Source organism: Arthrobacter sp. B2a2-09, from assembly GCF_027587375.1.
In the GTDB taxonomy this organism is placed as follows: domain Bacteria; phylum Actinomycetota; class Actinomycetes; order Actinomycetales; family Micrococcaceae; genus Arthrobacter.
Genome location: NZ_JAMXIC010000016.1, coordinates 15,097 through 39,826 on the forward strand (window position 1 = coordinate 15,097; position 24,730 = coordinate 39,826).

General features: G+C 60.8%; 28 protein-coding genes and 1 pseudogene. 16 read left to right on the forward strand and 13 right to left on the reverse strand.

Annotation, left to right across the window (positions count from 1 at the left end):
• Nucleotides 1-14: 14 nt before the first annotated feature.
• Nucleotides 15-362 (reverse strand): holo-ACP synthase, encoded by a 348-nt coding sequence (locus tag NFJ07_RS16320; RefSeq protein ID WP_269995882.1) that lies wholly within the window; start codon nt 360-362, stop codon nt 15-17.
• 4 nt (nt 363-366) lie between these two features.
• The gene (glmS, locus tag NFJ07_RS16325) at nt 367-2,259 is read right to left on the reverse strand and encodes a glutamine--fructose-6-phosphate transaminase (isomerizing) (protein WP_269995883.1); all 1,893 of its coding nucleotides are present in this window, start codon (nt 2,257-2,259) and stop codon (nt 367-369) included.
• Nucleotides 2,260-2,392: 133 nt separating this feature from the next.
• Here glmS and coaA point away from each other — a divergent pair, with 133 nt between their 5' ends.
• From coaA to mscL, 3 genes are all read left to right on the forward strand, one after another.
• The gene (gene coaA, locus NFJ07_RS16330; RefSeq protein ID WP_269996023.1) at nt 2,393-3,403 is read left to right on the forward strand and encodes a type I pantothenate kinase; all 1,011 of its coding nucleotides are present in this window, start codon (nt 2,393-2,395) and stop codon (nt 3,401-3,403) included.
• Between the two features lie 5 nt (nt 3,404-3,408).
• Nucleotides 3,409-4,266, forward strand: a complete 858-nt coding sequence (locus NFJ07_RS16335; protein ID WP_442865360.1) for a M15 family metallopeptidase — start codon at nt 3,409-3,411, stop codon at nt 4,264-4,266.
• An 88-nt stretch (nt 4,267-4,354) separates the two neighbouring features.
• Nucleotides 4,355-4,744: a large conductance mechanosensitive channel protein MscL gene (gene mscL / locus NFJ07_RS16340; protein ID WP_269995885.1), complete on the forward strand. Its 390-nt coding sequence runs from the start codon at nt 4,355-4,357 to the stop codon at nt 4,742-4,744.
• 65 nt (nt 4,745-4,809) lie between these two features.
• Here the strand turns inward: mscL and glmM are convergent, their stop codons facing one another.
• On the reverse strand, nt 4,810-6,174 hold the full coding sequence (gene glmM, locus NFJ07_RS16345) for a phosphoglucosamine mutase (RefSeq protein WP_269995886.1): 1,365 nt from the start codon (nt 6,172-6,174) through the stop codon (nt 4,810-4,812).
• Between the two features lie 158 nt (nt 6,175-6,332).
• Here glmM and NFJ07_RS16350 point away from each other — a divergent pair, with 158 nt between their 5' ends.
• Together NFJ07_RS16350 and NFJ07_RS16355 are read left to right on the forward strand one after the other, a co-directional pair.
• Complete coding sequence (locus NFJ07_RS16350) at nt 6,333-7,562, forward strand: glycosyltransferase (RefSeq protein WP_269995887.1); 1,230 nt, start codon at nt 6,333-6,335, stop codon at nt 7,560-7,562.
• Nucleotides 7,559-9,478 carry an ArnT family glycosyltransferase gene (locus NFJ07_RS16355; protein WP_269995888.1) on the forward strand — a complete coding sequence of 640 codons (1,920 nt, stop codon included), beginning with the start codon at nt 7,559-7,561 and terminating at the stop codon, nt 9,476-9,478. The genes NFJ07_RS16350 and NFJ07_RS16355 overlap by 4 nt, the downstream gene beginning before the upstream one ends.
• A gap of 161 nt (nt 9,479-9,639) precedes the next feature.
• On the opposite strand, the gene rpsI is transcribed toward NFJ07_RS16355, so the two are convergent.
• Together rpsI and rplM are read right to left on the reverse strand one after the other, a co-directional pair.
• Nucleotides 9,640-10,149 carry a 30S ribosomal protein S9 gene (gene rpsI / locus NFJ07_RS16360; protein WP_234749102.1) on the reverse strand — a complete coding sequence of 170 codons (510 nt, stop codon included), beginning with the start codon at nt 10,147-10,149 and terminating at the stop codon, nt 9,640-9,642.
• Nucleotides 10,150-10,185: 36 nt separating this feature from the next.
• Nucleotides 10,186-10,629, reverse strand: coding sequence for a 50S ribosomal protein L13 (gene rplM, locus NFJ07_RS16365; RefSeq protein ID WP_024817563.1), 444 nt, complete (start codon nt 10,627-10,629; stop codon nt 10,186-10,188).
• Nucleotides 10,630-10,924: 295 nt separating this feature from the next.
• On the opposite strand from rplM, the gene NFJ07_RS16370 reads away from it, so the two are divergent.
• The 11 genes and pseudogenes from NFJ07_RS16370 (at nt 10,925) to NFJ07_RS16420 (ending at nt 19,280) form a co-directional block, all read left to right on the forward strand.
• Nucleotides 10,925-11,578 (forward strand): prepilin peptidase, encoded by a 654-nt coding sequence (locus tag NFJ07_RS16370; protein ID WP_269995893.1) that lies wholly within the window; start codon nt 10,925-10,927, stop codon nt 11,576-11,578.
• Between the two features lie 269 nt (nt 11,579-11,847).
• Nucleotides 11,848-12,039, forward strand: coding sequence for a Flp family type IVb pilin (locus NFJ07_RS16375; protein WP_269995894.1), 192 nt, complete (start codon nt 11,848-11,850; stop codon nt 12,037-12,039).
• A 23-nt stretch (nt 12,040-12,062) separates the two neighbouring features.
• On the forward strand, nt 12,063-12,239 hold the full coding sequence (locus tag NFJ07_RS16380; protein WP_269995895.1) for a Flp family type IVb pilin: 177 nt from the start codon (nt 12,063-12,065) through the stop codon (nt 12,237-12,239).
• Nucleotides 12,240-12,358: 119 nt separating this feature from the next.
• The gene (locus NFJ07_RS16385; protein WP_269995896.1) at nt 12,359-12,562 is read left to right on the forward strand and encodes a Flp family type IVb pilin; all 204 of its coding nucleotides are present in this window, start codon (nt 12,359-12,361) and stop codon (nt 12,560-12,562) included.
• A pseudogene (locus NFJ07_RS16390) lies at nt 12,562-12,729 on the forward strand (TadE/TadG family type IV pilus assembly protein); the annotation flags it as partial. The gene NFJ07_RS16385 and the pseudogene NFJ07_RS16390, both read left to right, overlap by 1 nt.
• Nucleotides 12,730-12,869: 140 nt before the next feature.
• Nucleotides 12,870-14,003, forward strand: coding sequence for a Tad domain-containing protein (locus NFJ07_RS16395; RefSeq protein ID WP_269995897.1), 1,134 nt, complete (start codon nt 12,870-12,872; stop codon nt 14,001-14,003).
• A gap of 21 nt (nt 14,004-14,024) precedes the next feature.
• A complete protein-coding gene (gene cpaB / locus NFJ07_RS16400) occupies nt 14,025-14,777 on the forward strand; it encodes a Flp pilus assembly protein CpaB (protein ID WP_269995898.1) in 753 nt (250 codons plus the stop codon).
• Nucleotides 14,774-15,970 carry an AAA family ATPase gene (locus NFJ07_RS16405; RefSeq protein ID WP_269995900.1) on the forward strand — a complete coding sequence of 399 codons (1,197 nt, stop codon included), beginning with the start codon at nt 14,774-14,776 and terminating at the stop codon, nt 15,968-15,970. The genes cpaB and NFJ07_RS16405 overlap by 4 nt, the downstream gene beginning before the upstream one ends.
• On the forward strand, nt 15,967-17,418 hold the full coding sequence (locus NFJ07_RS16410) for a CpaF family protein (RefSeq protein ID WP_269995902.1): 1,452 nt from the start codon (nt 15,967-15,969) through the stop codon (nt 17,416-17,418). Before NFJ07_RS16405 ends, NFJ07_RS16410 begins: the two co-directional genes overlap by 4 nt.
• Nucleotides 17,415-18,362: a type II secretion system F family protein gene (locus tag NFJ07_RS16415; RefSeq protein WP_269995904.1), complete on the forward strand. Its 948-nt coding sequence runs from the start codon at nt 17,415-17,417 to the stop codon at nt 18,360-18,362. The genes NFJ07_RS16410 and NFJ07_RS16415 overlap by 4 nt, the downstream gene beginning before the upstream one ends.
• Before the next feature lie 9 nt (nt 18,363-18,371).
• Nucleotides 18,372-19,280, forward strand: a complete 909-nt coding sequence (locus NFJ07_RS16420) for a type II secretion system F family protein (protein WP_269995906.1) — start codon at nt 18,372-18,374, stop codon at nt 19,278-19,280.
• A gap of 107 nt (nt 19,281-19,387) precedes the next feature.
• On the opposite strand, the gene NFJ07_RS16425 is transcribed toward NFJ07_RS16420, so the two are convergent.
• The 8 genes from NFJ07_RS16425 to NFJ07_RS16460 all read right to left on the reverse strand — a co-directional run bounded on the left by NFJ07_RS16425 (nt 19,388) and on the right by NFJ07_RS16460 (nt 24,718).
• On the reverse strand, nt 19,388-20,278 hold the full coding sequence (locus NFJ07_RS16425; RefSeq protein ID WP_269995907.1) for a tRNA pseudouridine synthase A: 891 nt from the start codon (nt 20,276-20,278) through the stop codon (nt 19,388-19,390).
• A 32-nt stretch (nt 20,279-20,310) separates the two neighbouring features.
• A complete protein-coding gene (gene rplQ, locus NFJ07_RS16430) occupies nt 20,311-20,865 on the reverse strand; it encodes a 50S ribosomal protein L17 (protein ID WP_269995908.1) in 555 nt (184 codons plus the stop codon).
• Between the two features lie 66 nt (nt 20,866-20,931).
• The gene (locus NFJ07_RS16435; protein WP_136321891.1) at nt 20,932-21,942 is read right to left on the reverse strand and encodes a DNA-directed RNA polymerase subunit alpha; all 1,011 of its coding nucleotides are present in this window, start codon (nt 21,940-21,942) and stop codon (nt 20,932-20,934) included.
• Between the two features lie 142 nt (nt 21,943-22,084).
• Nucleotides 22,085-22,486 carry a 30S ribosomal protein S11 gene (rpsK, locus tag NFJ07_RS16440; RefSeq protein WP_028265083.1) on the reverse strand — a complete coding sequence of 134 codons (402 nt, stop codon included), beginning with the start codon at nt 22,484-22,486 and terminating at the stop codon, nt 22,085-22,087.
• A 45-nt stretch (nt 22,487-22,531) separates the two neighbouring features.
• The gene (rpsM, locus tag NFJ07_RS16445) at nt 22,532-22,909 is read right to left on the reverse strand and encodes a 30S ribosomal protein S13 (RefSeq protein ID WP_011775569.1); all 378 of its coding nucleotides are present in this window, start codon (nt 22,907-22,909) and stop codon (nt 22,532-22,534) included.
• Between the two features lie 191 nt (nt 22,910-23,100).
• Nucleotides 23,101-23,214: a 50S ribosomal protein L36 gene (rpmJ, locus tag NFJ07_RS16450; protein ID WP_011775570.1), complete on the reverse strand. Its 114-nt coding sequence runs from the start codon at nt 23,212-23,214 to the stop codon at nt 23,101-23,103.
• Between the two features lie 74 nt (nt 23,215-23,288).
• A complete protein-coding gene (infA, locus tag NFJ07_RS16455; RefSeq protein WP_009358723.1) occupies nt 23,289-23,510 on the reverse strand; it encodes a translation initiation factor IF-1 in 222 nt (73 codons plus the stop codon).
• A 257-nt stretch (nt 23,511-23,767) separates the two neighbouring features.
• Nucleotides 23,768-24,718: a P1 family peptidase gene (locus tag NFJ07_RS16460; RefSeq protein WP_269995929.1), complete on the reverse strand. Its 951-nt coding sequence runs from the start codon at nt 24,716-24,718 to the stop codon at nt 23,768-23,770.
• Between the last annotated feature and the right edge of the window lie 12 nt (nt 24,719-24,730).

Here is a 24,730-nt window from a genome sequence, read left to right on the forward strand (position 1 = left end):
GGTTGCTTGCGCTGCTAGGCCTCGGCGATGACCATGGCAGTGGCGATTCCGCCATCGTGGCTCATGGACACGTGCCAGCGCTTCACGCCTTTGGACTCGGCAACTGCCAGCACGGTGCCCTTCACCTTGATAGTGGGGCCGTTCTGGTCCAGGCCGATCCAGCAGTCCTGCCAGTTCATGCCCGCCGGAGCTCCCAATACCTTGGCCACAGCTTCCTTGGCCGCGAAACGCGCGGCCAAGGACCGCGTGTTGAGCTCGCGTTCCGCGGGAACGAACAAACGGTCACGGAGGCCCGGGGTCCGCTCAAGTTGGCGCCCGAAGCGCTCAATGTCTACGACGTCTACGCCTATGCCAACAATCATGCGGCTATTCTACGGTCACGCTCTTGGCGAGGTTGCGCGGCTGGTCCACGTCGTACCCCTTGGCCTTGGCCAGCTCTGCCGCAAAAATCTGCAGCGGAACGGTGGTGAGTAGCGGCATCAGGAGCGTAGGCGTCTGGGGAACGTAGAAAACGTGCTCAGCGTAAGCCCGCACGGCTTCGTCACCTTCCTCGGCGATCACCAGGGTGCGCGCACCGCGGGCGCGGATTTCCTGGATGTTGCTGACAACCTTCGCGTGGAGGGAATCGCGGCCCCGCGGCGAGGGAACCACCACAAAGACGGGCTGTCCTTCGTCGATCAGGGCAATCGGACCGTGCTTGAGCTCACCGGCGGCGAACCCCTCAGCGTGGATGTAGGCGATTTCCTTGAGCTTCAGCGCGCCCTCAAGTGCCACCGGGAAGCCCACGTGGCGGCCCAGGAACAGCACTGACTTCTCGTCCTTCATGCTGCGGGCGAGCTCGCGAATGGGACCCGCGTTGTCGAGGATCTTCTGGATGTGGGCGGGTATCTTGCCAAGGTCCGCCAAGACGTCCTTGATCTGGCCGGAGAAGATGTTTCCGCGCAGCTGGGCGAGGTAGAGACCAAGGAGATACGCGGCCGTGATCTGGGCCAGGAAAGCCTTGGTTGAGGCGACGGCGATCTCCGGACCGGCGTGGGTGTAAAGAACGGCGTCGGATTCGCGCGGGATGGTGGAGCCATTGGTGTTGCAGATGGAGATCGTCTTGGCGCCCTGCTCACGGGCGTAACGGACGGCCATCAGGGTGTCCATGGTTTCGCCGGACTGACTGATGGATACCACCAGGGTGTTGGCGTCAACGATCGGGTCGCGATAGCGGAATTCATGCGCGAGTTCCACCTCGGTGGGGATGCGGCACCAGTTCTCGATGGCGTACTTGGCGACCATTCCGGCGTATGCGGCCGTGCCACAAGCCAGGACGATGATCTTGTTGACCTGTTTCAGCAGCTCGGGGTCGATCCGGAGTTCGCTCAAGGTCAGCTGGCCGTTAATGTCCGAGCGGCCGAGGAGGGTCTGGGTGACTGCGTCTGGCTGGTCGTGGATTTCCTTCTCCATGAAGGAGCTGAAGCCGCCCTTTTCCGCAGAAGCCGGATCCCAGTCAACGTGGTATTCCTTGCCGTGGGCGGGGGCGCCGAAGAAGTCCGTGATGTCGACAGTGTCGGCGGTGATGGTGACGATCTGGTCCTGGCCAAGCTCGACGGCGCGGCGCGTGTGATCGATGAAACCGGAAACGTCGGAGCCAAGGAAGTTCTCGCCTTCGCCCAGTCCTACAACAAGGGGGGAGTTGCGACGGGCTGCGACGACGACGTCGGGCCGATCAGCGTGCACGGCGAGGAGCGTGAACGCGCCTTCGAGCCGCTGGCAGGCGAGCTGCATCGCTTTGGTGAGCTTGCCGTTGGACGAGTCCCCGTTGAGCTGGTTGCGGAAAATATCGCCCAGAAGTGCTGCTGCTACCTCGGTGTCCGTCTCCGACTCGAAAGTGACGCCCTTGGCGACGAGTTCCTGCTTGAGCTCGGCGAAGTTTTCGATGATTCCGTTGTGGATCATGGCCAAGCGTCCGCCATCTGCCAGATGCGGATGAGCGTTCTGGTCGGTGGGTCCACCATGGGTGGCCCAGCGGGTGTGGCCGATGCCGGTCAGCGAGTCCGGGAGCGGATTGTCCTCGAGCTCATTCAGCAGGTTGCTGAGCTTTCCCGACTTCTTCCGGCTGGCGATGGTTCCATGCGCCACCACGGCAACTCCGGCTGAATCATAGCCCCGGTATTCGAGACGGCGGAGCCCTTCAAGAACGACGTCGAGAGCCGAGTGCCCGGCATCTGCCCGGCGGGATGAATTGCCAACGTAACCTACGATTCCACACATGCCTACAAGAGTAGCGGGTGCCCCGCGAAATGGACGTAGGATATCGGGCCCCGCGATCAAGCCAGCCTCCGGAATCCGCCGGATCGAACACCTTTTCCAGAGAGCATGCTCACACAAATTCTTCCCGCCGTTCATGCTGTATTTCCGGATCAGCCACCGGAGGGGCAGAATCTCTAAAGTGACTTTGCAACGCAATGAAGCGAACGGCGACAGCTCCTCTCCGTTCGTGGAGCTGGACAGGCAGACGTGGTCCCGGCTGGCTGCACAGATGGAGCAGCCGCTTAACGAAGAGGACATCGTCCGGCTTCGCGGCCTCGGTGACCCCCTGGACATGAAGGAAATCCGCGAGGTCTACCTTCCGCTCTCCCGCTTGCTGCATCTCTACGTCCAGGCATCACAGCAGCTTCATGCAGCCACAACCACCTTCCTTGGCGAGCAGACCCAGCGCACGCCCTTCGTGATCGGCGTCGCAGGTTCGGTGGCGGTCGGCAAGTCCACGATTGCCCGCGTGCTGCGCGAAATGCTCCGCCGTTGGCCTGGCACTCCGAACGTCGAACTCATCACCACCGACGGGTTCCTGTACCCGCTCGCTGAGTTGAAGCGCCGGCATTTGCTTGAACGCAAGGGTTTTCCGGAGTCCTACGACCGCCGGGCCTTGCTTCGTTTCGTAAGTGCGATCAAGGGGGGCGCCGAAGAGGTCCGCGCTCCTTGGTATTCGCACGTCACCTACGACATCGTCCCGGACAAGGAAGTGGTAGTCCGACGGCCTGACGTCCTCATCGTCGAGGGCCTCAACGTGTTGGCGCCTGCCCGTCCCCGGCAGGACGGCCGGCAAGGCTTGGCACTAAGCGACTTCTTTGATTTCTCCATTTACGTTGACGCCAAGACTTCGTACATCGAAGACTGGTACGTGGACCGTTTCCGCAAGCTTCGAAACACGGCGTTCGCCCAGCCCGAATCCTACTTCCACCGTTACGCGACGCTCTCCGACGCCGAGGCGGAAGCCACCGCACGCGGCATTTGGAAACGCATCAACGAGCCCAACCTGGAGGAAAACGTGCTCCCTACCCGCGGCCGGGCGCAACTTGTCCTCACCAAGGATGCCGACCATTCCATCCGCCGCATGCTGCTCCGAAAGGTCTAGCACGGGTGTGCTACAACTGCGGCCCCAGCCGAAGGTCCTTCGCGACGCTACTTGCGGCAGGAGTGGGAATGACTGCCTTGGCAGCCTGCACCCCGGATACCCGGCTCGCCTCTCCCACGGCCGCACCATCCCCCTCGGGTCCGCAAACGCCGACGCCGACAGTGGCGACCACGACGGCGGTTCCCGCCCCAGCGGCGAGCCAGCCGGCGCCGTCGAAGGCTCCGCCGTCGAGCGCACCGCCGTCGGGGGTTCTGTCCCGACAGTTTTCACTGAACGACCCCGCGAGCCAGTGGGTCATCGTCAACAAGCACCGGCCGCTGGCCCCCTTGCAGTTTGTCCCTGCCGACTTGGTCCAGCCCCGCGTGCAACTCGCCGTCAGCGGAGAGGCGTCCCTGCTCAACAGCACAACCGCCGGGGCTGCCGAAAAGCTCTTTGCCGCAGCCGCCTCGGCCGGCGTGACGATCACCTTGGCGTCCGGTTACCGTTCCTTTCAGACCCAAACCGCCACATACAACGGCTACGTGAGCACTCGCGGCCAGGACTCGGCGGACACGGCCTCCGCACGTCCCGGCTTCTCGGAACACCAGACTGGCTGGGCGTTCGATATCGGCGACGGCGGCGGGGCATGCAGCTTCCAGCCCTGCTTCGCTGAACAGCCAGCCGCCGTTTGGGCCAAGGCCAACGCGTACAAGTACGGATTTGTTGTCAGGTATCCGTGGATGCTCAATGAAATCACCGGCTATTACTACGAGCCGTGGCATTTGCGGTTTATCGGGCTTGAGGCCGCTACGGATATGGCCAACCGGGGCATCGGCACCCTCGAGGAGTACTTTGGACTCGAAGCGGCGCCGGGCTACCTCTAGCGGTTGATTAACCAGGGAAGTTCCCGACACTCCGGGGAATTGATCGGCTGCTCACCTTGAATTCACAAGCATGCACTAGCTTGGTGCCATGTTGAGTGGATTTAGGAATTTCATTCTGAAGGGCAACGTCGTAGACCTTGCCGTAGCCGTCGTCATGGGTGCCGCCTTCGGTGCAGTTGTTGATGCACTCGTCAAGAACGTCCTCATGCCGCTGATCGCTGCCTTGGTTGGGTCCCCCAACTTTGACAGTTTTGCGAAGGTAACCATCAACGGAAATGACCTGCAGTTCGGCATTTTGCTGACCGCGATCGTCAACTTCGTCCTAGTGGCAGCTGCGATCTATTTCGTCGTGGTAGCTCCAATGAACCACCTCATCGAGCGCCGCAACGCAAAGTTGGGCATCACGGAAGATGAGCCGGCGGCCGATCCCGCGGTCACGCTCCTCACCGAGATCCGCGACAACCTGGTCCGGAGGTAAGCACTGAAGTAACTGTGGCCCGCCTCCTCACGGAGACGGGCCATAGTTATTTGCTGTTTTCGGGCCTAAAGCGCCAGTTCGCGTGGAATAGCGAGGCGGTCTTCGACGACGCCGGCGAGTTCGGTGCATATGCGGGTGGCGGTTTCCATGTCCGAGGCCTCCACCATCACGCGCACCAGCGCTTCGGTGCCCGATGGCCGCAGGAGCACCCGGCCAGTATCACCAAGTTCGAGCTCGGCGGCAGCCACCGCAGCGGCGACGCCTTCGTCCGTGGCGGCGCGTGATTTGTCCACGCCCTTCACGTTGATCATGAGCTGGGGCAGCTTGGTCATGGCACGGGCGAGGTCTTGGAGGGTTCGGCCGGTGCCAGCCACCTGGGCGGCAATCTGCAGGCCGGTCAGGACGCCGTCGCCAGTGGTGGCGTAGTCGGAGAAGATCACGTGGCCAGACTGCTCTCCACCAAGGCTGAAGCCGCCGTCGCGCATTGCTTCCAGGACGTACCGGTCCCCCACCGCGGTCTCACGGATGGTGATTCCGGCGTCGCGCAAGGCGATCTTGAGTCCGAGGTTGCTCATCACGGTGGCTACCAGGACGTCGTCCTTCAGTTTTCCGGACTCCTTCAGCGCGAGGGCCAGGATCGCCATGATCTGGTCACCGTCAACCTCGTTGCCTTCGTGGTCCACGGCCAGGCAGCGGTCGGCGTCGCCGTCGTGGGCTATGCCGAAGTCCGCACCGTGCTTGACCACCGCTTCCTTGAGCTGGCCAAGGTGGGTGGAACCGACGCCGTCGTTGATGTTCAGGCCGTCGGGTTCCGCACCGATCACCACCACTTCGGCGCCGGCGCTAGCGAAGACCTGCGGGGAACAGCCGCTGGCCGCACCGTTGGCGCAGTCCAGCACAACCTTGAGACCTTCGAGGCGGTGCGGCAGGGTGCCGAGCAGGTGGACGATGTAGCGGTCCTCAGCGTCCGAGAAGCGCTGGATGCGGCCGACATCGCCGGCCACCGGGCGTGAAGGTTCCTTGCCGAGTTGAGCCTCGATTGCGTCCTCCACCTCATCCGGGAGCTTCTGGCCGCCGCGGGCAAAGAACTTGATGCCGTTGTCCGGTGCAGGGTTGTGCGAGGCCGAGATCATGACCCCGAAATCGGCATCGAGGTCGGCGATGAGGTAGGCCGCCGCGGGTGTGGGCAGCACACCGGCGTCGTACACATCAATGCCGGAGCTCGAAAGTCCCGCTTCCACCGCTGCAGCGATAAACTCCCCGCTGGCGCGCGGATCCCGGGCGACCACGGCGCGGGGCCGCGTTCCGTTCTCCGCACGCTCGTGGCCAAGGACCACCGCAGCGGCTTGGGCCAACTGGAGAGCGAGCTCCGCAGTGAGCAATCCATTGGCGAGACCACGCACGCCATCTGTTCCAAATAATCTAGCCATCGCGTCCCAGTCTAGACGACGGCTGTAGGGGCCGGGGAAGGAGTGCCGGCGCCCTGCTTTTACCCCTTCAGTCGCGCGACCGCAAGAGTGGAGCTACTTGACTTGCATTTTTTGTTCCACTCTAGTAATGACCATTAACAAGTATCTACGATTACCGCATGACACCTAGCTCTGGGGGCTTGGCGCTCGAAATAATTGTCCCCGTTTTCAACGAGTCCGCCATACTCGAAAGAAGCATTTACCGGCTTGCCGACTACCTTTCCCGGGAATTGTTGTACAGCTGGAAAATCACGATTGCCGATAACGCGAGCACGGACGCAACCGGCTCCATTTCGCGAAAGCTCGCTGACGAGATTCCGAATGTCAGTTATCGGCGCCTGGAGACTAAAGGGCGCGGCTTCGCGCTCCGCGATGCCTGGACGTCGTCCGAAGCAAAGGTTCTCGCCTATGTAGACGTGGACCTCTCGACCGATTTGGCTGCCTTGCCCCCGCTTATAGCTCCCCTCCTTTCCGGACACTCGGATGTCAGCATCGGTACGCGGCTTGGCCGGACTTCCAGGGTGGTCAGGGGTCCCAAACGGGAGTTCATCTCCCGGAGCTATAACCTGCTTCTCAAACGGACCATGCACGTACAGTTTTCCGATGCCCAGTGTGGTTTCAAGGCTGTCAGGGCAGAAGTCGCGCATCGGCTGCTTCCTTATGTGGAGGACAACTGCTGGTTCTTCGACACCGAGCTGTTGATCTTGGCGGAGCGGGCAGGGCTTCGTATCCACGAGATTCCAGTCGACTGGATCGACGATCCTGACAGCAGGGTGGATATCCGTCAAACGGCGGTCGACGACATCAGGGGCCTCGTGCGCGTCGCCGGTTCCATGGTGAAGGGAAGAATTCCCTTGGAGGCGATTTATGCTGAGCTCGGGCGCGGACCCATCGCCACGCCTACTCGGCCAAGCTTCTTCGGCCAGGTCGTGCGTTTCGGAATCGTCGGCGCGATCTCCACTTTCGCTTTTGCTTTGCTTTATCTGCTATTCCAGGGACCCTTCGGCGCTCAACAGGGAAATTTCCTGGCGCTGTTGCTCACGGCCATCGCCAACACCGCAGCCAACCGTCGCTTCACCTTCAGGATCCACGGGCAGGAGCGGCTTTTTACCCAGCAGTTTCAAGGGCTAGTGGTGTTCATGGTCGCATGGGGCATTACTTCGTCTTCCCTGCTACTGCTGCACGGCATTCACCCGGACGCAGCGCCTAGAACCGAGCTGATTGTCCTGACCTGCGCGAATGTATTTGCCACCCTTGTCCGATTCGTCCTCCTCCGCATCTGGGTCTTCCGGGTGCGGCGGTCGGAGGAGCGGCGCGGCACGGCCCCCATCAAGCAGCTGGCAATGTGAGTAACAAGACCAGCCGGGTTCCCGGACAAACCGGCCCAAGCGCGGTCATCGAAGGCCGCTTTCAGGTCATTCGGAAGTGGTTTCGTGGGAACCCCCTGAGTCCTACGTGGCAGCGGCCAGCTCTATTGGGCCTTCTTGCTTTGACGTCTGTCCTCTACATGTGGGGACTCGACCGCAACGGTTGGGCAAACTCCTACTACTCGGCTGCCGCTATGGCCGGTTCGGAAGATTGGACGGCCTTCTTCTACGGCTCATCGGACCCGGGCAATGCAATAACCGTCGATAAGCCTCCGCTGTCACTGTGGATTATGTCCCTCTCGGTGCGAATTTTCGGACTCAGCTCGTGGAGCATCCTCCTACCACAGGCCCTGATGGGGGTACTCAGCGTCTATTTGCTGTACCGGATGGTGCAGAAGCGGACCGACCCGGCAACTGGCCTGCTTGCAGCGCTTTTCTTCGCGGTTACCCCCGTGGCCACCGTTATGTTTCGGTACAACAACCCGGATGCGCTGCTGACTCTGCTCATGATCGGGTCCGCCTCCGCCGCGCTCAAAGCGATCGACGCGGGTAAGCTGCGCTGGCTGCTCGTCGCGGGAGCCTGCGTTGGCGCGGGGTTCCTAGCCAAACAGCTTCAGATCCTGCTCATCCTGCCGGCTCTGGGCATGAGTTACCTCGCCTTTTCTCGCGCCCCGATCATCAGAAGGTTCATGCATCTAGGTGCGGCGTTCCTCGTGGCGGCGCTCATGGGCGGCTGGTGGTTCATGCTCGTTCAGCTGGCAAACCCGGCCTCTCGGCCCTTTATTGGAGGCACAAGGAATAACAGCGTCGTAGAACTAACCCTGGGGTACAACGGCCTCGATCGTCTGACCGGCGAGGCCGCCGTTCGAACTATGACTCCTGGAAATTCGGACGACCTCCAAGCCGGGTTCCAGCGATTTCTGGAACCACAATTTACCGGTCAATTCGGCTGGTTCCTGCCACTGGCAGTTGCCGGAATCTGCATCACGGCGTGGCTTTTGTGGAAGCGTACCGCTGGAATTCCCAAGCGGGCTGTTTTGGTTTTGTGCGCGGCATGGTTTGCTACTTCGGCCACTGTCCTTGCTTTCATGTCTGGGATCGTCCACCCTTACTACTCCCTCGTGGCCGTACCACCGTTGAGTTGTCTAGCCGCCTTTGGGTTTATTCACCTCGTGAGGCTTCGGAGACACTGGAAACCGCGCCTCGGACTCGGAATAACCCTGCTCGTTTGCATGATATTTGCGTATGTCTCAGCGGCACGCTCAACCAGCGATTTCCCGTGGTTTCCGCAGGCACTTCTCATCCTCGGGTCGGTATCCATCGCGGTCGTGCTTATCCCCGCCGCGGGCCGTAGTATCCGGTGGATCACTGTTGCGGTGCCACTGGTATCCGTTTTGGCGGGGCCCGTGCTCTGGTCGGTCAACACAACCTTGAGCCCCCACGTCGGCGCCGGGGTGATCGCCGGTCCGAGTATCCTGCATGTCCGAACAGACAGCCCGGATAGGCAACAGCTACCGCCGAACATCCCGCCGACGCTCTTGATTCTTTCTTATGGAGACATCCCGGTGCCCGGAGTCATCGATCGGCTGCGACAGGCCCCCCAAAATGTCACTTGGCCCGCCGCGATGATTGGTTCTGAATCCGCGGCGAACTACCAGCTCTCGAGCGGGAGGGCGGTGATGCCCGTAGGTGGCTTCGATGGAACCGACCCGTTTCCATCGCTTGAACAGTTCCAAGATCTTGTTCACGCTGGCCGCATCTGGTCCATGGTCATCCAAAAACTGCCTCCAACCACCTTGGAAGGCCATGGCGAAGCCGCAAGAATAGTCGACTGGGTGAGTAGTCATTACAAGGCAGAAACCATCGATGGAGCGCAGTATTACGCCCTTCGGCCCTAACTGCTCAATTGACGTTGCCCACAAACGACAAAGGCCCGCCCCGCCAAACGGCGGAACGGGCCTCTGCAGGGCGCTTTAGCGCTGTGGAGCCGAGCGCGTAAAACGTGCTGCGGGCCCCGGACTGTGGTCGCGCCAGCGGCCACAGTCCGGGAAAAGCGCGGTTAGCGCTTGGAGTACTGCTGAGCCTTGCGTGCCTTCTTGAGACCAGCCTTCTTACGCTCGATGACGCGGGCGTCACGACGCAGGAAGCCGGCCTTCTTCAGGGTGGCGCGGTTGTTCTCGGTGTCGATCTCGTTCAGTGAACGGGCGATGCCGAGACGCAGTGCACCGGCCTGGCCGGAAATGCCGCCACCGTGGATGCGTGCGAAGACGTCGTAGGCGCCGTCAAGATCGAGGATCTTGAAGGGCTCGTTGACGTCCTGCTGGTGCAGCTTGTTCGGGAAGTAGTTGGCCAGTTCGCGGCCGTTGATGATCCACTTGCCGGTGCCGGGAACGATGCGAACACGTGCAACGGCTTCTTTACGACGGCCAACTGCGGCGCCGGCAACGGTCAGTGCCGGGCGCTCCTTCTTCGGCGCTTCTGCTTCTGCAGGACCGCTCTCCGAGGTGTAGCTGGTCAGGTTTTCCTCAGCCACAACGGCCTCGGTGGTCAGTTCTTCGTTCTGAGCCACGATTCTCCTTGATTAAAAGTTGGTTGGTGGCCAGGACTACTGGGCGACCTGGGTGATTTCGAAAGTCTTGGGCTGCTGGGCGGCGTGCGGGTGCTCTGCACCGCGGTAGACCTTCAGCTTGCCCAGCTGCTGTGCAGCGAGGGAGTTCTTCGGGAGCATGCCCTTGATGGCCTTCTCCACGGCGCGGACCGGGTTGGATTCCAGCAGCTCCGCGTAGTTGACGGAGGTCAGGCCGCCCGGGTAGCCGGAGTGGCGGTATGCGCGCTTCTGCTCCAGCTTGGCGCCGGTCAGGGCAACCTTTTCAGCGTTGATGATGATGACGAAGTCGCCCATGTCCATGTGGGACGCAAAGGTCGGCTTGTGCTTTCCGCGCAGCAGTGTTGCGGTCTGGCTGGCAAGACGACCAAGGACAACATCGGTGGCGTCAATGACGTGCCACTGGCGGTTGATATCGCCGGGCTTCGGGGTGTACGTACGCACGGTTTTGCCTCGTTCTTGTTCTGGCGTTCATGTTTTAGGCGGCACGCTTGAAACGTGTGCCTACTAGGTATGCGTTACCGGAGCAGAGGTGAGGGCTCTATGTACCAGTCATCCCGAGGTCCCGATATGCCTGTCGAGTTAATGATCCTGCAACTGGATCCCCAAGCGGGCATGTGTCATCGAGAAAGGACACGCACAACGACTATCAACAATAGCCGCAAGGAGCTTCAGGGTCAAAATAGGCTGGCAACCAGCGTGAACAACTGAGATCGTTTCTAAGCTCCTAGGAGATGCCATGACAGCAGCAGCCGCCCAGCCCTTGCTTGTGGCCGCCTTCGGGCTCCTGGGGCTGCTCACGAGCCCTCTGGCCGAGGTTCTGATAGCCCGATCCCTGCCCCGACTTGGCGGACTCCCCTCCCCCGCTGTCCGGATCACGACGGCGGCGTCTACCGGCGTCGTGTTTGGCCTCCTGACGCTCCGGTTCGGATTCTCCCCGATGCTCGCTGCCTACCTGCTCCTGGGGGTGATGGCAGTGCAGCTCTCACGCGTGGACGTCGCGCACCATTTGCTCCCAAACCCACTGGTCCTGTGGCTACTTGCTGCCGGCCTTGGTCTTTTAACTATGTCGGCTGCGCTCGTTCCTGACTGGTCTGGACTGCTGCGCGCGGCTGCCGGCGCCGTCATTTTGTTCCTTGGGTACTTAATTCTCGGACTAATTTCTCCGGGCGGCCTCGGAATGGGCGATGTGAAGCTCGCAGCACCACTCGGAATGTACTTGGGCTACTTGGGCTGGAGCCAGGTGTTCTACGGGGGACTGCTGGGATTCGTGGTGGGCGGGGTGATGACGGTACTGCTGTTGCGTCTGAAGCGCGGAATCAAGCCATCTGAGGTGGCACACGGACCTGCCATGTTCGCCGCGGCAATTGGAGTGGTCCTGCTCGTTGCTTGAGGTCCTGACGGTCTTCCCAATTCCCTCGGTTCACAAGAGCCCCATCTGTGCGGGCGCCTAAGTAGTACTTAGGCAGGTAAACCGAGTACTCGTGAATCGTCCGTCGAGTAGTCAAAGCCACTCGCACCGGAAAAGACGAGTACCACTACGCATTGTTTGTTAACCCTCCCACGGGCAATTCTTGTCCTATCGAAATCCGAACCGCTAAACGGGATATGTAGGCGGTGGGAAATCGTAGACAAATTCACTTATCTGGGAAGGGTTTTCCAATGTCATCTCTCATGGTTTCTGTCATTGCTTTCGTCGCCGGAGTCAAAGATCGCTTCACCTCCGAAAAGGGCGCGACAGCCGTTGAATACGGCTTGCTCGTAGCCCTCATCGCCGCCGTCATCGTCGTGATCGTCGGCACTCTGGGCGGCCAGATCAACACCGCCTTCACAACCATCTCGAACAAGCTCTAGCAAGCCAGATGAAGACTCTAGGAATGCAAGCGCTGATTCTTAGGTGGCGAGCGCAGCAGCTATTCAAATCCGAAGAGGGTGCCACCGCAGTCGAGTACGGCTTGCTCGTAGCGCTGATCGCTGCCGTCATTGTCGTGATCGTCGGCACTCTCGGCGGGCAAGTCAACACCGCATTCACTTCCATCTCAAGCCAGCTCTAACAAATAACAACAAAGTAATCAGCCCAGGGGCGGGCGGAACAGTTCGGGCTTCTGCTCCACTGGTAACCACTTCGCCCCTGGGCTTTTTATTTGGAAATCACTCTCGTCAAGGAGGGGTTGTGCAAGGTCTCAAGTCTCAGGTAATCACTCTCTCACTACGTCTGAGGAAAACACTCAGGGTCACGAGTGGCTCCGAGGCCGGCGCCAGCGCCGTAGAGTACAGCCTCCTCGTTGCCTTCATCGCCACGATCATCTTCACGATCGTAGGTACCCTGGGCGCCCAACTCGTTCCGGGGTTCGAACATGTTGTGGCAGGTCTGTGATGAACATCCGGAACCGCTCAACCGCGAAGCCGACAGCAACCCGGGAATCCGGCGCAGTAGCGGTCGAATTCGCTCTCATCTTTCCCTTGTTGATAGTTCTTGTTCTGGGAATCGCCGAATTCGGCAGGGCTTTCAACATTCAAGTTTCGCTTTCCGAGGCCGGACGGGAGGCCTCCCGTTACGCGGCCATCCACTGCTCAGAGGCCACATACAGCGCTTCAAATGCGCAGAGCGCCGGAATTGCAGCGGCACCGTCTGTCGCCTTGAGCGCGTCGAACATCACCATCAGCTATTCGGGCACTGGTACGTGTTCTTCGGGGAACAACGCGGTGGCCAACGTGAGCTACACGACCGCCTGGATGACCGGCTTCCCGGCACTAATTCCAGGCATGCCTTCAAGTCTGACCGTCAAAGGGACAGGTGTTATGCGATGCGGCGGATAAGGATTGATCACCCGGAGCGCGGCGTCGTGGCTCCTCTGACGGCAATTCTGATGGTGTTCCTGCTTGGTATGGCGGCGTTCGCCGTGGATGTGGGCTCAATGTATTCCGAGCACGCACAGCTCCAGAACGGGGCGGATGCCGCGGCCATAGCGATTGCCCAAAAGTGTTCCAAACTGCCGGCCGGCACTTGTCCTGCTGACCAAACGGCATACGCAGCACAGTTTGCCAATGGCAATACCCTGGACAGCCACGGTCAAGCAATCGTCGCAACCGTCAGCGGCAACATTGTGAACGTGACCATTCAGGCCCAAGATCCGTCCGCGAGTAACCACTTCTCCCTCGTCTTCGCACGCGCCCTCGGGATTCAGACAGCGGACATCCGCGCCTCCGCCCAGGCAAAATGGGGGCCGCTAGGTTCGGGCGGCGCATTTCCGCTGGCAATTTCGGACAGCTGCTTCAACTTGTCGTCCGCCAGCCAAACCGCTCAGGTTCAAAGGATCTCGTACAAGCCAGGCGGAACATGCACTGGCCCATCCGGAACGCAAATACCTGGCGGTTGGGGTTGGCTGGTCCAGAGTGCCCCGTGTTATGCGAGCACCCAGGTCGGAAGCAACACCATCGGCTCAGACCCAGGAAACAACCCTCCGTCCCTTTGCCAGAGCACTCTTCAAGGCTGGGAAGACACCATTCTTAGCGGTGGTGACGCGAACGTGACCTTCCCGGTCTTTGACGACGCTACCAATCAGGGCAATAACGGCACATTCCACATCATCGGCTATGCAACGTTCAAGATCTGGGGATGGAAATTCGGAAACAACGGCGTCTACGAGTTCCGAAACAAGACATCGGACCCCAACATGACGAGCTCGCTGGCATGTTCTAGCGGAAATGATCGCTGCATTATCGGACAGTTCATCAAATATCAGACCATCGACGCAGTTGGCAGCGGTGGCGGTGGATCGGACCTCGGAACCGAAAACATCGGTCTCAGCAATTAGGTACTAATTAAGGGGAAGAAAGTGAAAACTCGCCTACTGGGAGGCATCGTTGCTCTAGTGCTCGCAATCGCCGGCACACTGCTACTGGTCTCATACGTACAAGGATCTGAAGCCCGGGCTCAGAAGGACCTTCAACCTGTTGATGTGTTGGTAGTCCAGGCTCAGATTCCCTCAGGCGCCAGCCTTGACACGATTAGGTCGTCGGTCAAGTTGACGTCTCTGCCCACAGCGTCCGTCCCCAACGGGGCGCTCAAGAGCCTGGACGGCGTCCAAGGGAAAGTGGCTGCGACGGACCTGATGCCGGGTGAGGCACTACTGGGAGCGCGGCTCGTCGACCCCAGCAGCTTGGCGGCACCTGGCTCTGTTCCCGTCCCGGCTGGAATGCAGGAAATCTCCGTGCAACTGGAGGCCCAGCGGGTGGTGGGTGGACGAATCGCCGCGGGTGACACGGTAGGTATCGTCGTCCTCTTCCCTGCCGGATCCGGCGGTGACTCCTCGAGTGCAGCAACGTCCCAGGAGGTCTTCCACAAGGTTCTGGTCACGAGCGTGCAGCGTTCCCAAGCCAAAGCTTCGAACTCAACCTCAAACTCGCAGGAACAGGCGAACACTGAACTGCCAACCGGCCAGTTGCTCGTGACTTTCGCCCGTAGTGACGTGGATTCAGCCAAATTGGCATTCGCGGCTGAGTTCGGGAAGTTGTGGCTCACCAAGGAACCCGCCTCCGCCGCAGAGAGCGCACCTGTTGTGATCAAGAAGACGGAGTTGTACCGATGAGCCGGTTCGTAGTGATCACGTCTGATGCGGACTTTGAGCGCAGGGCGCGGCATGCAGCTACCGGGCTGCGCGGCACCCTCCACGTGATCACAGCTGACTACCTTCCACCCAGCCCGGAGGACATACTCCGCGTACTGACGGGAGAGATTGCCGAGGTTATCCTCCTCGGTCCTGGCCTCCCGCTGGAGGATTCAATCCGGCTTGCCAGTCTTTTCGACCTTCAGTTCCCGGAAATCAGCGTCGTTCTTGTAACGGAAAGCAGGTCCGAAATAGCCCTACCGGCAATGCGTGCCGGGGTTCGCGATTTACTGTCACCCGATGCGGACGCGGATGAAATTCGCTCCATGCTCGAACGTGCGAGCCTAGCCGCCGCCGGCAGGCGCCGTGGCCTTGGTAGCTCAGTTGAGGGTCATCCCAGCGTCGGCCGCATCATCGCGGTCATGTCCCCGAAAGGAGGCGTCGGCAAGACGACTGTCACAACTAACCTCGCGGTGGGTTTGGCCAAAGTCGCGCCAATGAGCGTCGTCGTAGTGGACTTGGACCTGCAATTTGGAGATGTCGCCTCGGGACTCAACCTTGATCCCGAACGAACTCTTACGGACGCGGTGGACGGAGCCGCGGTTCAGGACAGCATGGTCCTCAAGTCCTATCTGACGATGCATCCTGCCGGCCTCTACGCGCTCTGTGCTCCACTCAATCCAGTGGACGCCGACAAGATCTCAGGTGACCAGGTAGGGCACCTGATAAAGCAACTGTCAGATGAGTTTCAGTTTGTTGTTGTCGACACTGCGCCTGGCCTGGGTGAGCATGTGCTCGCCACCCTGGAGGTAGCCACAGACGTCGTGTGGGTCTGCGGGATGGACATTCCCAGTATTCGCGGACTCCGGACGGGACTGAACATTCTGAATGAGGTGGGGCTTCTCCCGGAGAGGCGCCATATCGTCCTGAACTTCGCGGACCGCCGAAGCGGGCTCACGCTTCAGGATGTGGAGTCCACGATCGGTTCACCCGTTGACGTCGTGCTTCGCCGCTCGACGTCCGTTCCCTTCTCAACCAACAAGGGCGTGCCCTTGCTGCAGGACGGATCCAAGGATGCCGCCGCCAGGGGACTTTCCGAGTTGGTTGATCGGTTCAAGCCGTCTTGGGAAGAAAGGCCACATAAGAAACTTCACAGAAGGGTAGTAGTCCAATGAGTCTCGCCAAAAGGCTGGAAGAAGCCCGCAATTTCGATAAGGCGACTGTGTCGGGTTCGGAGTCGACTTCCCAAGCGGCCCCGTGGGGCCCGGCTGGGCTCGATCCTGTGAGTCACCCTGCGTCTACATCCGTTGAACAACGGCATTCCTCCGACACCAATGAAGCGCTCAATGCAATCAAGGATCGCGCCGGGACTGCTCTCTACGAGCGAATGGGAAGCCGAATCACCGATGCTTCCATGGAGGAAGCGGAGTTGCACCAGTACGTCAAAGACGAACTCCGCGCGATTATCGAAGAAGACGAAATTCCACTTTCCGCGCTTGAGCGGCAACGACTTGTCAAAGAAATCATTGACGACGTTCTGGGCCTTGGTCCACTACAAAGGTTCCTCGATGAGACAGCTGTCACGGAGATCATGGTCAATGGCCCCGACAAGGTCTACGTGGAACGGGCCGGCAAGCTCTATCTCACCGGTGCAAAATTCAGCGATGAGGAACATCTTCGGCGGATCATCGAGCGCATCGTCACGAAAGTCGGGAGACGGATCGACGAATCCTCCCCTCTCGTCGATGCTCGCCTTTCGGATGGATCCCGCGTCAATGCGATCATCCCGCCACTCGCTGTCGGTGGCTCGACACTCACCATTCGAAAATTCGGCCACGTTCCCCTCACGGTGGCGAACTTGATTTCGTACGGCACCATGACTCCGGAGATCGCCGAGCTCCTGCACGCTTGCGTGCAGGGCAGGCTCAACATCATTGTTTCCGGCGGTACAGGCACCGGTAAGACCACGCTACTCAATGTCCTGTCCTCGTTCCTCCCACCGGAAGAACGCATCATTACCATCGAGGATGCAATCGAACTTCAGCTTCAGCAGGAGCATGTGGTTCGGCTGGAAAGCCGGCCACGAAACATCGAAGGAAAGGGCGAAGTCAGCATTAGGGAACTGGTACGGAACTCGCTGCGCATGCGCCCGGACAGAATCGTGATCGGCGAAGTGCGCGGGGGTGAATCCCTCGACATGCTGCAGGCAATGAATACCGGCCATGACGGCTCCATTTCCACCGTTCACGCCAACTCTCCCCGCGACGCAATCGCCCGCCTTGAGACTTTGGTCTTGATGGCCGGAATGGACTTGCCGCTCCGTGCCATTCGCGAGCAGATTGCATCGGCAGTAAACCTGATCGTGCATATTTCCCGTCTTCGCGACGGCACGCGTCGGGTTACCCATGTTACGGAGGTTCAAGGAATGGAAGGCGACATCATCACCCTCCAGGATGCCTTCGTTTTTGACTATGGTGCCGGGGTGGACGCTAACGGAAGGTTCCTCGGACGCCCTGTTCCGACCGGAGTGCGGCCGAGGTTCGTCGATCATTTCGCTGATCTGGGGATCGGGCTTTCACCCGCCGTCTTTGGAACCGTGCCGATTGGGGGCGCATTCCGATGACCGTCACTGAACCTGCCTTTTTCGCGATCGGCGTTGGGTTCTGGCTCGTCGCCCTGGCGACGCTGTTCTTCACGACAATTGGATCCGGACGGAACCAGATCTCACTGGCCCGACGCCGGCCCGGAGTGACGGAGCAACCCTCGCTTCTCACCCGCGTTACCGGCAAGGCAACGACTTTCGTCGAGCAAAACGTCAGTCGGAACGCTAGATTCGGCAGCCGCGATTTGCTTGAACAGGCCGGGCTGAAACTGCGCCAATCCGATTTCATCTTGCTGGTTGCCTGCATCGCTGTGACAGGCGGGGTCGTAGGTTTCGTTTTGGCCGGTTTGTTCCTTGGAATTCTGGTTCTGGTAATCACGCCTTTCCTCGCGATGCTTTTCTTGAAATTCAAGACCGACCGCCGTCGGCGGAAATTCGAGGAACAGCTCGGCGACACCCTGCTGATGCTCTCAGGTGGTCTCAGGGCGGGCCACAGCCTCCTGCGTGCCGTTGACGCAGTAGCAAAAGAAGCAGAAGCACCTACTTCCGAAGAATTCGCCCGGCTCGTCAACGAGTCCCTCCTGGGACGCGATTTGAAGGACTCCATGCTGGATGCGGCACGCAGATTGCGTAGCGAGGACTTCGATTGGACCGCCCAGGCAATTGAAATCCATCGGGAAGTTGGTGGCGACCTGGCCGAAGTATTGGACCACGTCGGGGAAACGGTGCGGGAAAGGGCCCAGATCAAGGGCCAGGTGCAGTCGCTCAGCGCCGAAGGCAAACTTTCGGCATACATTCTGGTGGCTCTCCCCGTCGGCATGTTCCTTTACCTGACGGTGGCCAGCCCCAACTATGTCGGGACGCTCTATACCAGCCCATTGGGGTGGTTGATGGTGATCGCGGCCATAGTTCTTCTGGTTGCAGGCAGTTTCTGGCTCAGCCGTGTTGTCAAGATCAAGTTCTAGGAGGGCATCGTGACTACCATGGCCTGGTTGATGGTGGGACTCGTTGTCCTGCCTTGCACCTACATCGTGTGGTCGTTCGTTTCAGTTGACCGAAGTGGGATCGCAGCAGTTCGCACCAACCTCAGGCGCAGCGGAATCGCTGTCCCCGTCGCCTCGAATGGCGGCGTTGTGGTCGGCTCCACTTCCGAGGCAAAACGGGTCGCTTTAGGGCTTAGCCTGACGCCCGCCGGTTATGCGGGTTGGCTTGACAAGCTCCTTGCGAGGGCCGGGCGACCAGCCGGCATGCCTTTAGAGCGCCTGCTGATAGCCAAGCCGGCGATGGCATTGGTCGTGAGCATCCTGGGATTCCTCGTGGTTTTTAGAACGCCAAGCAGCAACGCCGTGCTTTTCGCCATCTTTCTGGTGGTGTTGAGCTACTTCGTTCCCGACATTCTCATCCACGGCCGCGGAGCGAAGAGGCAGGAGGCGATCGAGTTGGAACTACCCAATACGCTTGACCAGATGCTCATTTCAGTCGAAGCGGGTCTCGGCTTTGAATCTGCGATGGCCAGGGCAGCACAAAACGGAAAAGGGCCGCTGGCTGCAGAACTAGCCCGGACACTCCAGGACATGCAGGTAGGCCGCAGCCGCAAAGAAGCCTATCTTGCGATGGCAGAGAGGGTGTCGGTTACAGATGTTCGGAGCTTCGTCCGGGCGGTCGTCCAAGCGGACACGTATGGGATCGCCATCGCAAACGTCCTCCGGACTCAGGCAAAGCAGATGCGCGTCAAGCGACGCCAAAGGGCCGAAGAAAAGGCGATGAAGTTGCCTATCAAGGTTCTGTTCCCGCTCATGTTCTGCATCTTGCCAGTGCTCTTCATCGTGATCATCGGTCCAGCGGTCATCAATGTCATGAAGAATTTCGTCGGAGCGTTCTAGACGACTCAACGTCGAGGGCGCCCAATGAGTCCCCCCAAAAGACCGGTCCTCCTCGACACCCAGAGTCGAGGAGGACCTCCTAGCGGGTGCCTCGGAGGCCCGCAAACCTACTCCCGCCGGGCCCTCGTCAGCTCGGCCCGCGCAAACAGTTCATCGTCAGAGGGATAGGCCACTTCCTCAAGCACCAAGGGGTGCGGCGCGGCGAGTACCGACTTGGCATCCCTGATCCCCGCAAGCAGGCGCTCATGCAGCCACTCCGGACTTTCCAGGCCCTCCCCCACGCGCAATGCGGATCCCACCAACGCACGCACCATGTTGTGGCAGAATGCATCGGCCTGGACATTGGCGACGAGTACACCGTCACTTCCGCGGACGAACTCAAGCCGCTGCAGTTCACGAATGGTGGTGGCTCCCTCACGGGGCTTGCAGTACGCGCGGAAATCCTGGAGCCCCAACAACGCAGCAGCCCCGGAATTCATGGCTCCCTCGTCCAGCTCCGCCTTGTGCCACAACGTCAGCCGACGCAGAACCGGGTCCCAGCGTTCCGGGCCGTCGGCGATCCGGTAACTGTAGCGGCGCCACAACGCTGAGAAGCGAGCGTCGAAACCGTCAGGCGCCAGTCCGACGTCGTGCACCTCGATGGCGCCGGTCTCGTCCTGCAGGACCCTGCTCAAGGCGCCACGAAGCCTCCGCAGCAGCGCGGCGGCGGGATCGATCTCGTGGCCTCTCGGCAGTCCGCCCCACTCGGCCTCGGACAAATCAATGTGCACCACTTGTCCTCGAGCATGGACACCAGCGTCGGTTCGCCCCGCCACGGTGACCCGTACGGGGCGGCGCACGATCAGCGCCAGCCCCTCTTCCAACGATCCCTGCACGGTCCGGAGACCGGGCTGAAGTGCCCACCCGTTGAAGGGGCCGCCCTCGTAGGAAAGATCCATCCTGACACGCAAAAACCCGCCGCCCCCCAAAACGGGGGCAGCGGGTTTTCGTTCGTTCATAGACTTAAGTCTACTGTGAAGAATTCAGTGAATTACTTCTTTTCCTCAGCGGCCGGAGCCTCTTCGGTTTCAGCAGCTTCAGCTTCAGGAGCCTCGGCTTCGGTCTCAACGACCTCTTCCTCAGCAACCGGAGCAGCTTCCTCAGCAACCGGAGCGGCTTCTTCGGCAACCGGAGCAGCCTTCTCGGCAGCCTTGGTCGCCTCGGCAACTACAGCCTGCTTCGGGGAAACCGGCTCAAGAACCAGTTCGATGACAGCCATGGGAGCGTTGTCGCCCTTGCGGTTGCCGATCTTGGTGATACGGGTGTAGCCACCATCGCGGTTGGCAACGGCGCCGGCGATGTCGGTGAACAGCTCGTGGACGATGCCCTTGTCGCTGATCAGGCCGAGCACGCGACGGCGGGAGGACAGGTCGCCGCGCTTGGCGAAGGTCACGAGGCGCTCTGCATACGGCTTCAGGCGCTTGGCCTTGGTGACCGTGGTGGTGATGCGCTTGTGCTCGAACAGTGCTGCTGCCAGGTTCGCGAGCATCAGTCGCTCGTGAGCCGGACCGCCTCCGAGGCGCGGACCCTTAGTGGGGGTAGGCATAGTAATTTCTCCTGTAATGAAGGCCGTCCGGGTCCGAACATGGACTCGGTGGCCAAGATCTGCTTGTTAGAGCTCGTCGTCGCTGAACGCGGCGTCGTCCTCTTCGATGGCTGCGGCGCGGGCTGCAAGATCGAAACCGGGAGGGGAGTCCTTGAGGGACAGACCCAGTTCAACCAGCTTTGCCTTGACCTCATCGATGGACTTCGCACCGAAGTTACGGATGTCCATCAGGTCAGCCTCGGAGCGGGCAACGAGTTCACCCACGGTGTGGATGCCCTCACGCTTGAGGCAGTTGTAGGAACGGACGGTGAGGTCCAGATCCTCGATCGGCAGTGCCATGTCAGCTGCCAGGGCAGCATCCGTCGGCGACGGGCCAATCTCGATACCTTCAGCTGCGGTGTTCAGCTCACGTGCAAGACCGAACAGCTCCACCAGGGTGGTGCCTGCCGAGGCAACGGCGTCGCGCGGGGCGATAGCCTGCTTGGTCTCGACGTCGACAATCAGCTTGTCGAAGTCAGTGCGCTGCTCAACACGGGTAGCTTCCACGCGGAAGGTAACCTTCAAGACCGGCGAGTAGATCGAGTCGACCGGAATACGGCCGATCTCGGAGTCGCCGGACTTGTTCTGAGCTGCCGAAACGTAGCCGCGGCCGCGCTCGATGGTCAGTTCGAGCTCGAACTTGCCCTTCGAGTTCAGCGTGGCAATGTGCAGATCCGGGTTGTGGAATTCGACGCCGGCCGGCGGAGCGATGTCCGCGGCGGTGACGACTCCAGGGCCCTGCTTGCGCAGGTATGCAACAACCGGCTCATCGTGCTCGGAGGACACGGACAGGCTCTTGATGTTCAGGATGATCTCAGTGACATCTTCCTTGACACCCGGAACCGTGGTGAACTCGTGCAGCACGCCATCGATCCGGATGCTGGTTACAGCGGCACCGGGGATGGAGGAGAGCAGGGTACGGCGGAGGGAGTTTCCGAGGGTGTAACCGAAGCCCGGTTCCAGCGGTTCAATGATGAAACGCGAGCGGTTCTCGGAGACTACTTCTTCAGACAGAGTGGGGCGCTGTGCAATAAGCACTTAGGTTTCCTTTCGGCGAGCATCCGCTATATGACGCAACACAGGTGGTGGAAATCGGCTTGGTTCCGGCTTTGCCGGCCGGGCGCCGCGGAGCAGTCAGGCTGTTCCGTGGCGGACCCGGCCGGCAAGGCCAAGAATCCAATTAGACGCGGCGGCGCTTCGGCGGGCGGCAACCGTTGTGGGCGCTGGGGGTGACGTCCTGGATGGAGCCGACCTCGAGGCCAGCGGCCTGCAGCGAACGGATTGCGGTCTCGCGTCCGGATCCCGGTCCCTTGACGAACACGTCAACCTTGCGCAGACCGTGCTCCTGGGCGCGCTTTGCAGCAGCCTCGGCAGCCATCTGGGCGGCGAACGGGGTGGACTTGCGGGAGCCCTTGAATCCAACCTCACCGGCGGAAGCCCAGGAGATTACAGCACCGTTCGGGTCCGTGATGGACACGATGGTGTTGTTAAAGGTGCTCTTGATGTGCGCCTGGCCAAGCGCGATATTCTTCTTGTCCTTCTTACGCGGCTTGCGAACCGCGCCACGAGTCTTCGGGGGCATTATTTCTCCTACAGAAAGTTATCGGGGGAAAGTCAGCAGCTATTTCTAGCGGCCGGCCTTCTTCTTGCCGGCGACGGTACGCTTCGGGCCCTTGCGGGTACGAGCGTTGGTCTTCGTACGCTGACCGCGTACGGGCAGGCCCTTGCGGTGACGCAGGCCTTCGTAGCTGCCGATTTCAACCTTGCGGCGGATATCTGCTGCTACTTCGCGGCGAAGGTCACCCTCAACCTTGTAGTTGCCTTCAATGTAGTCACGCAGCTGGACCAGCTCGGCGTCAGTCAGGTCCTTGACGCGAACGTCAGCGCTGATGCCGGTGGCAGCCAGGGTTTCGTGTGCACGGGTCTTGCCCACGCCGTAGATGTAAGTAAGCGCAATTTCCAACCGCTTTTCGCGGGGAATGTCTACGCCAGCGAGACGAGCCATAGTGGCAGTACTCCTTGAATAAACCGGAGGTCGTAAGCAGTACACCCGCACTTTCAGTGCGGCCCCGGCCTCCGACCGGGGGTTAGCTGTCCGGGCTCTGTACGTCCCAATTCAGCTTGTGCTGCCTTTATTTACTTGCGTGGGTTAGCAACCCAGGTTGCCCTCGCGGGCGCTAGTTCCCTTGCGGGGAATTAGCCCTGGCGCTGCTTGTGGCGCGGGTTCTCGCAGATCACCATGACCCGGCCATTACGGCGGATCACTTTGCACTTGTCGCAGATCTGCTTAACGCTCGGCTTGACCTTCATGGCGTTCCTTTGCGTGTTGCAGTTGGTCAGCTGAAGCGGCACTTCCCTGGTTTCCCAAGGCTGCCGCCCAGCAATTACTTGTAGCGGTAGACGATGCGACCACGTGTGAGGTCGTAAGGGCTTAGCTCCACCACTACGCGGTCCTCAGGGAGAATCCTGATGTAGTGCTGTCGCATCTTCCCCGAGATGTGTGCAAGAACGATGTGCTTGTTGGTGAGCTCAACGCGAAACATCGCATTGGGCAGCGCCTCAGTCACAACGCCCTCGATCTCAATGACCCCGTCCTTCTTGGCCATATCCTCCGCTAACTGTTGTTTGCCGCAGCCCTCCGGTTAGGCACCGGAAAATCTGCGGACGTTTTTTGTTTGTTTGGCCGTCCGGCTCCTGCCACTCCACGAAGCAGGACTCGCGACCTGTTAAATGGGCGTGGCTGTGCAGACAACCAACAGACAACTCTACGCCAAGACGGCGCGAAAGTTAAATCCGCCCATGCTAGCGCAGACACCGGCACGGTGTCACCCTTCCCCGGGCCGCAGGACCCCCTTGGATCCCGCTAAACCGCGCCGTAGGCAGGGAAGGTGCCTGCCGCCGTCGTGATGGATTCCGCAGCCGCGACACCGTCAAGGACAGCCAGGCGGACGGCGTCTGCCGCCGCGCTTTGCAGGGTGATGAGCGAAACCTGCCTTGCTTGTTCCGAACTGCGGTCAAGCCCGACGGCGCCGGTCGCCAGCGCGAACACGGTGTCGCCGTCGGCGAGGGTATGGGAAGGACTCAGCGCCCGGGCGAGGCCGGCGTGTGCCGCACTCGCGGTGCGCTTGCATTCGGCGGGGTCGAGGACCGCGTTGGTGGCGACGACGACGAGCGTGGTGTTCAGCGCCCGGGGCCCCGCAGGCTCAGAGCTGCCGGATTCCGCCCGCTGGGGCGATGCGCCGAAGGGCATCCCCAGCGCGTTGACCACTGCGATCGCACCCACCACTACGCCGCTGTCCAGGGTCATGGACGAGGTGCCCACTCCCCCTTTGAACGCGCCGCGCCCAATCACGGCACCGGTACCGCCACCGACGTTTCCGCGCCCGACGTCGGCGTGCTCGCTTGACGCCGCAGCCGCAGCTGCCGCTTCGTATCCCATCGCTTCGTCCGGGCGGGCAGCGAAGTCACCGCCGCGAGCCAAGTCGAAGATCGCGGCGGCCGGAACAATCGGCACCACTCCCCCAGGCACGGCGAAACCGCGTCCTTGCCCCTCGCACCAGCGCTGGGCACCGTGGGCCGTGATCAACCCGAAGGCACTCCCGCCGGTGAGCACTACGGCGTCGACCGTGGGCACCAGGGTGGTGGGGTCGAGCGCGTCAGTCTCGTGCGTGCCGGGGCCGCCGCCGCGTACGTCCACCGATCCCACCGTCCCCGGCGGCGGAAGGACAACGGTCACCCCGCTCAGCCAGCCATCGCCGATCCGCTGGACATGTCCCACCCGGATTCCGGGCACATCAGTGATCTTGGAAGTCATGGGCCTATTCTG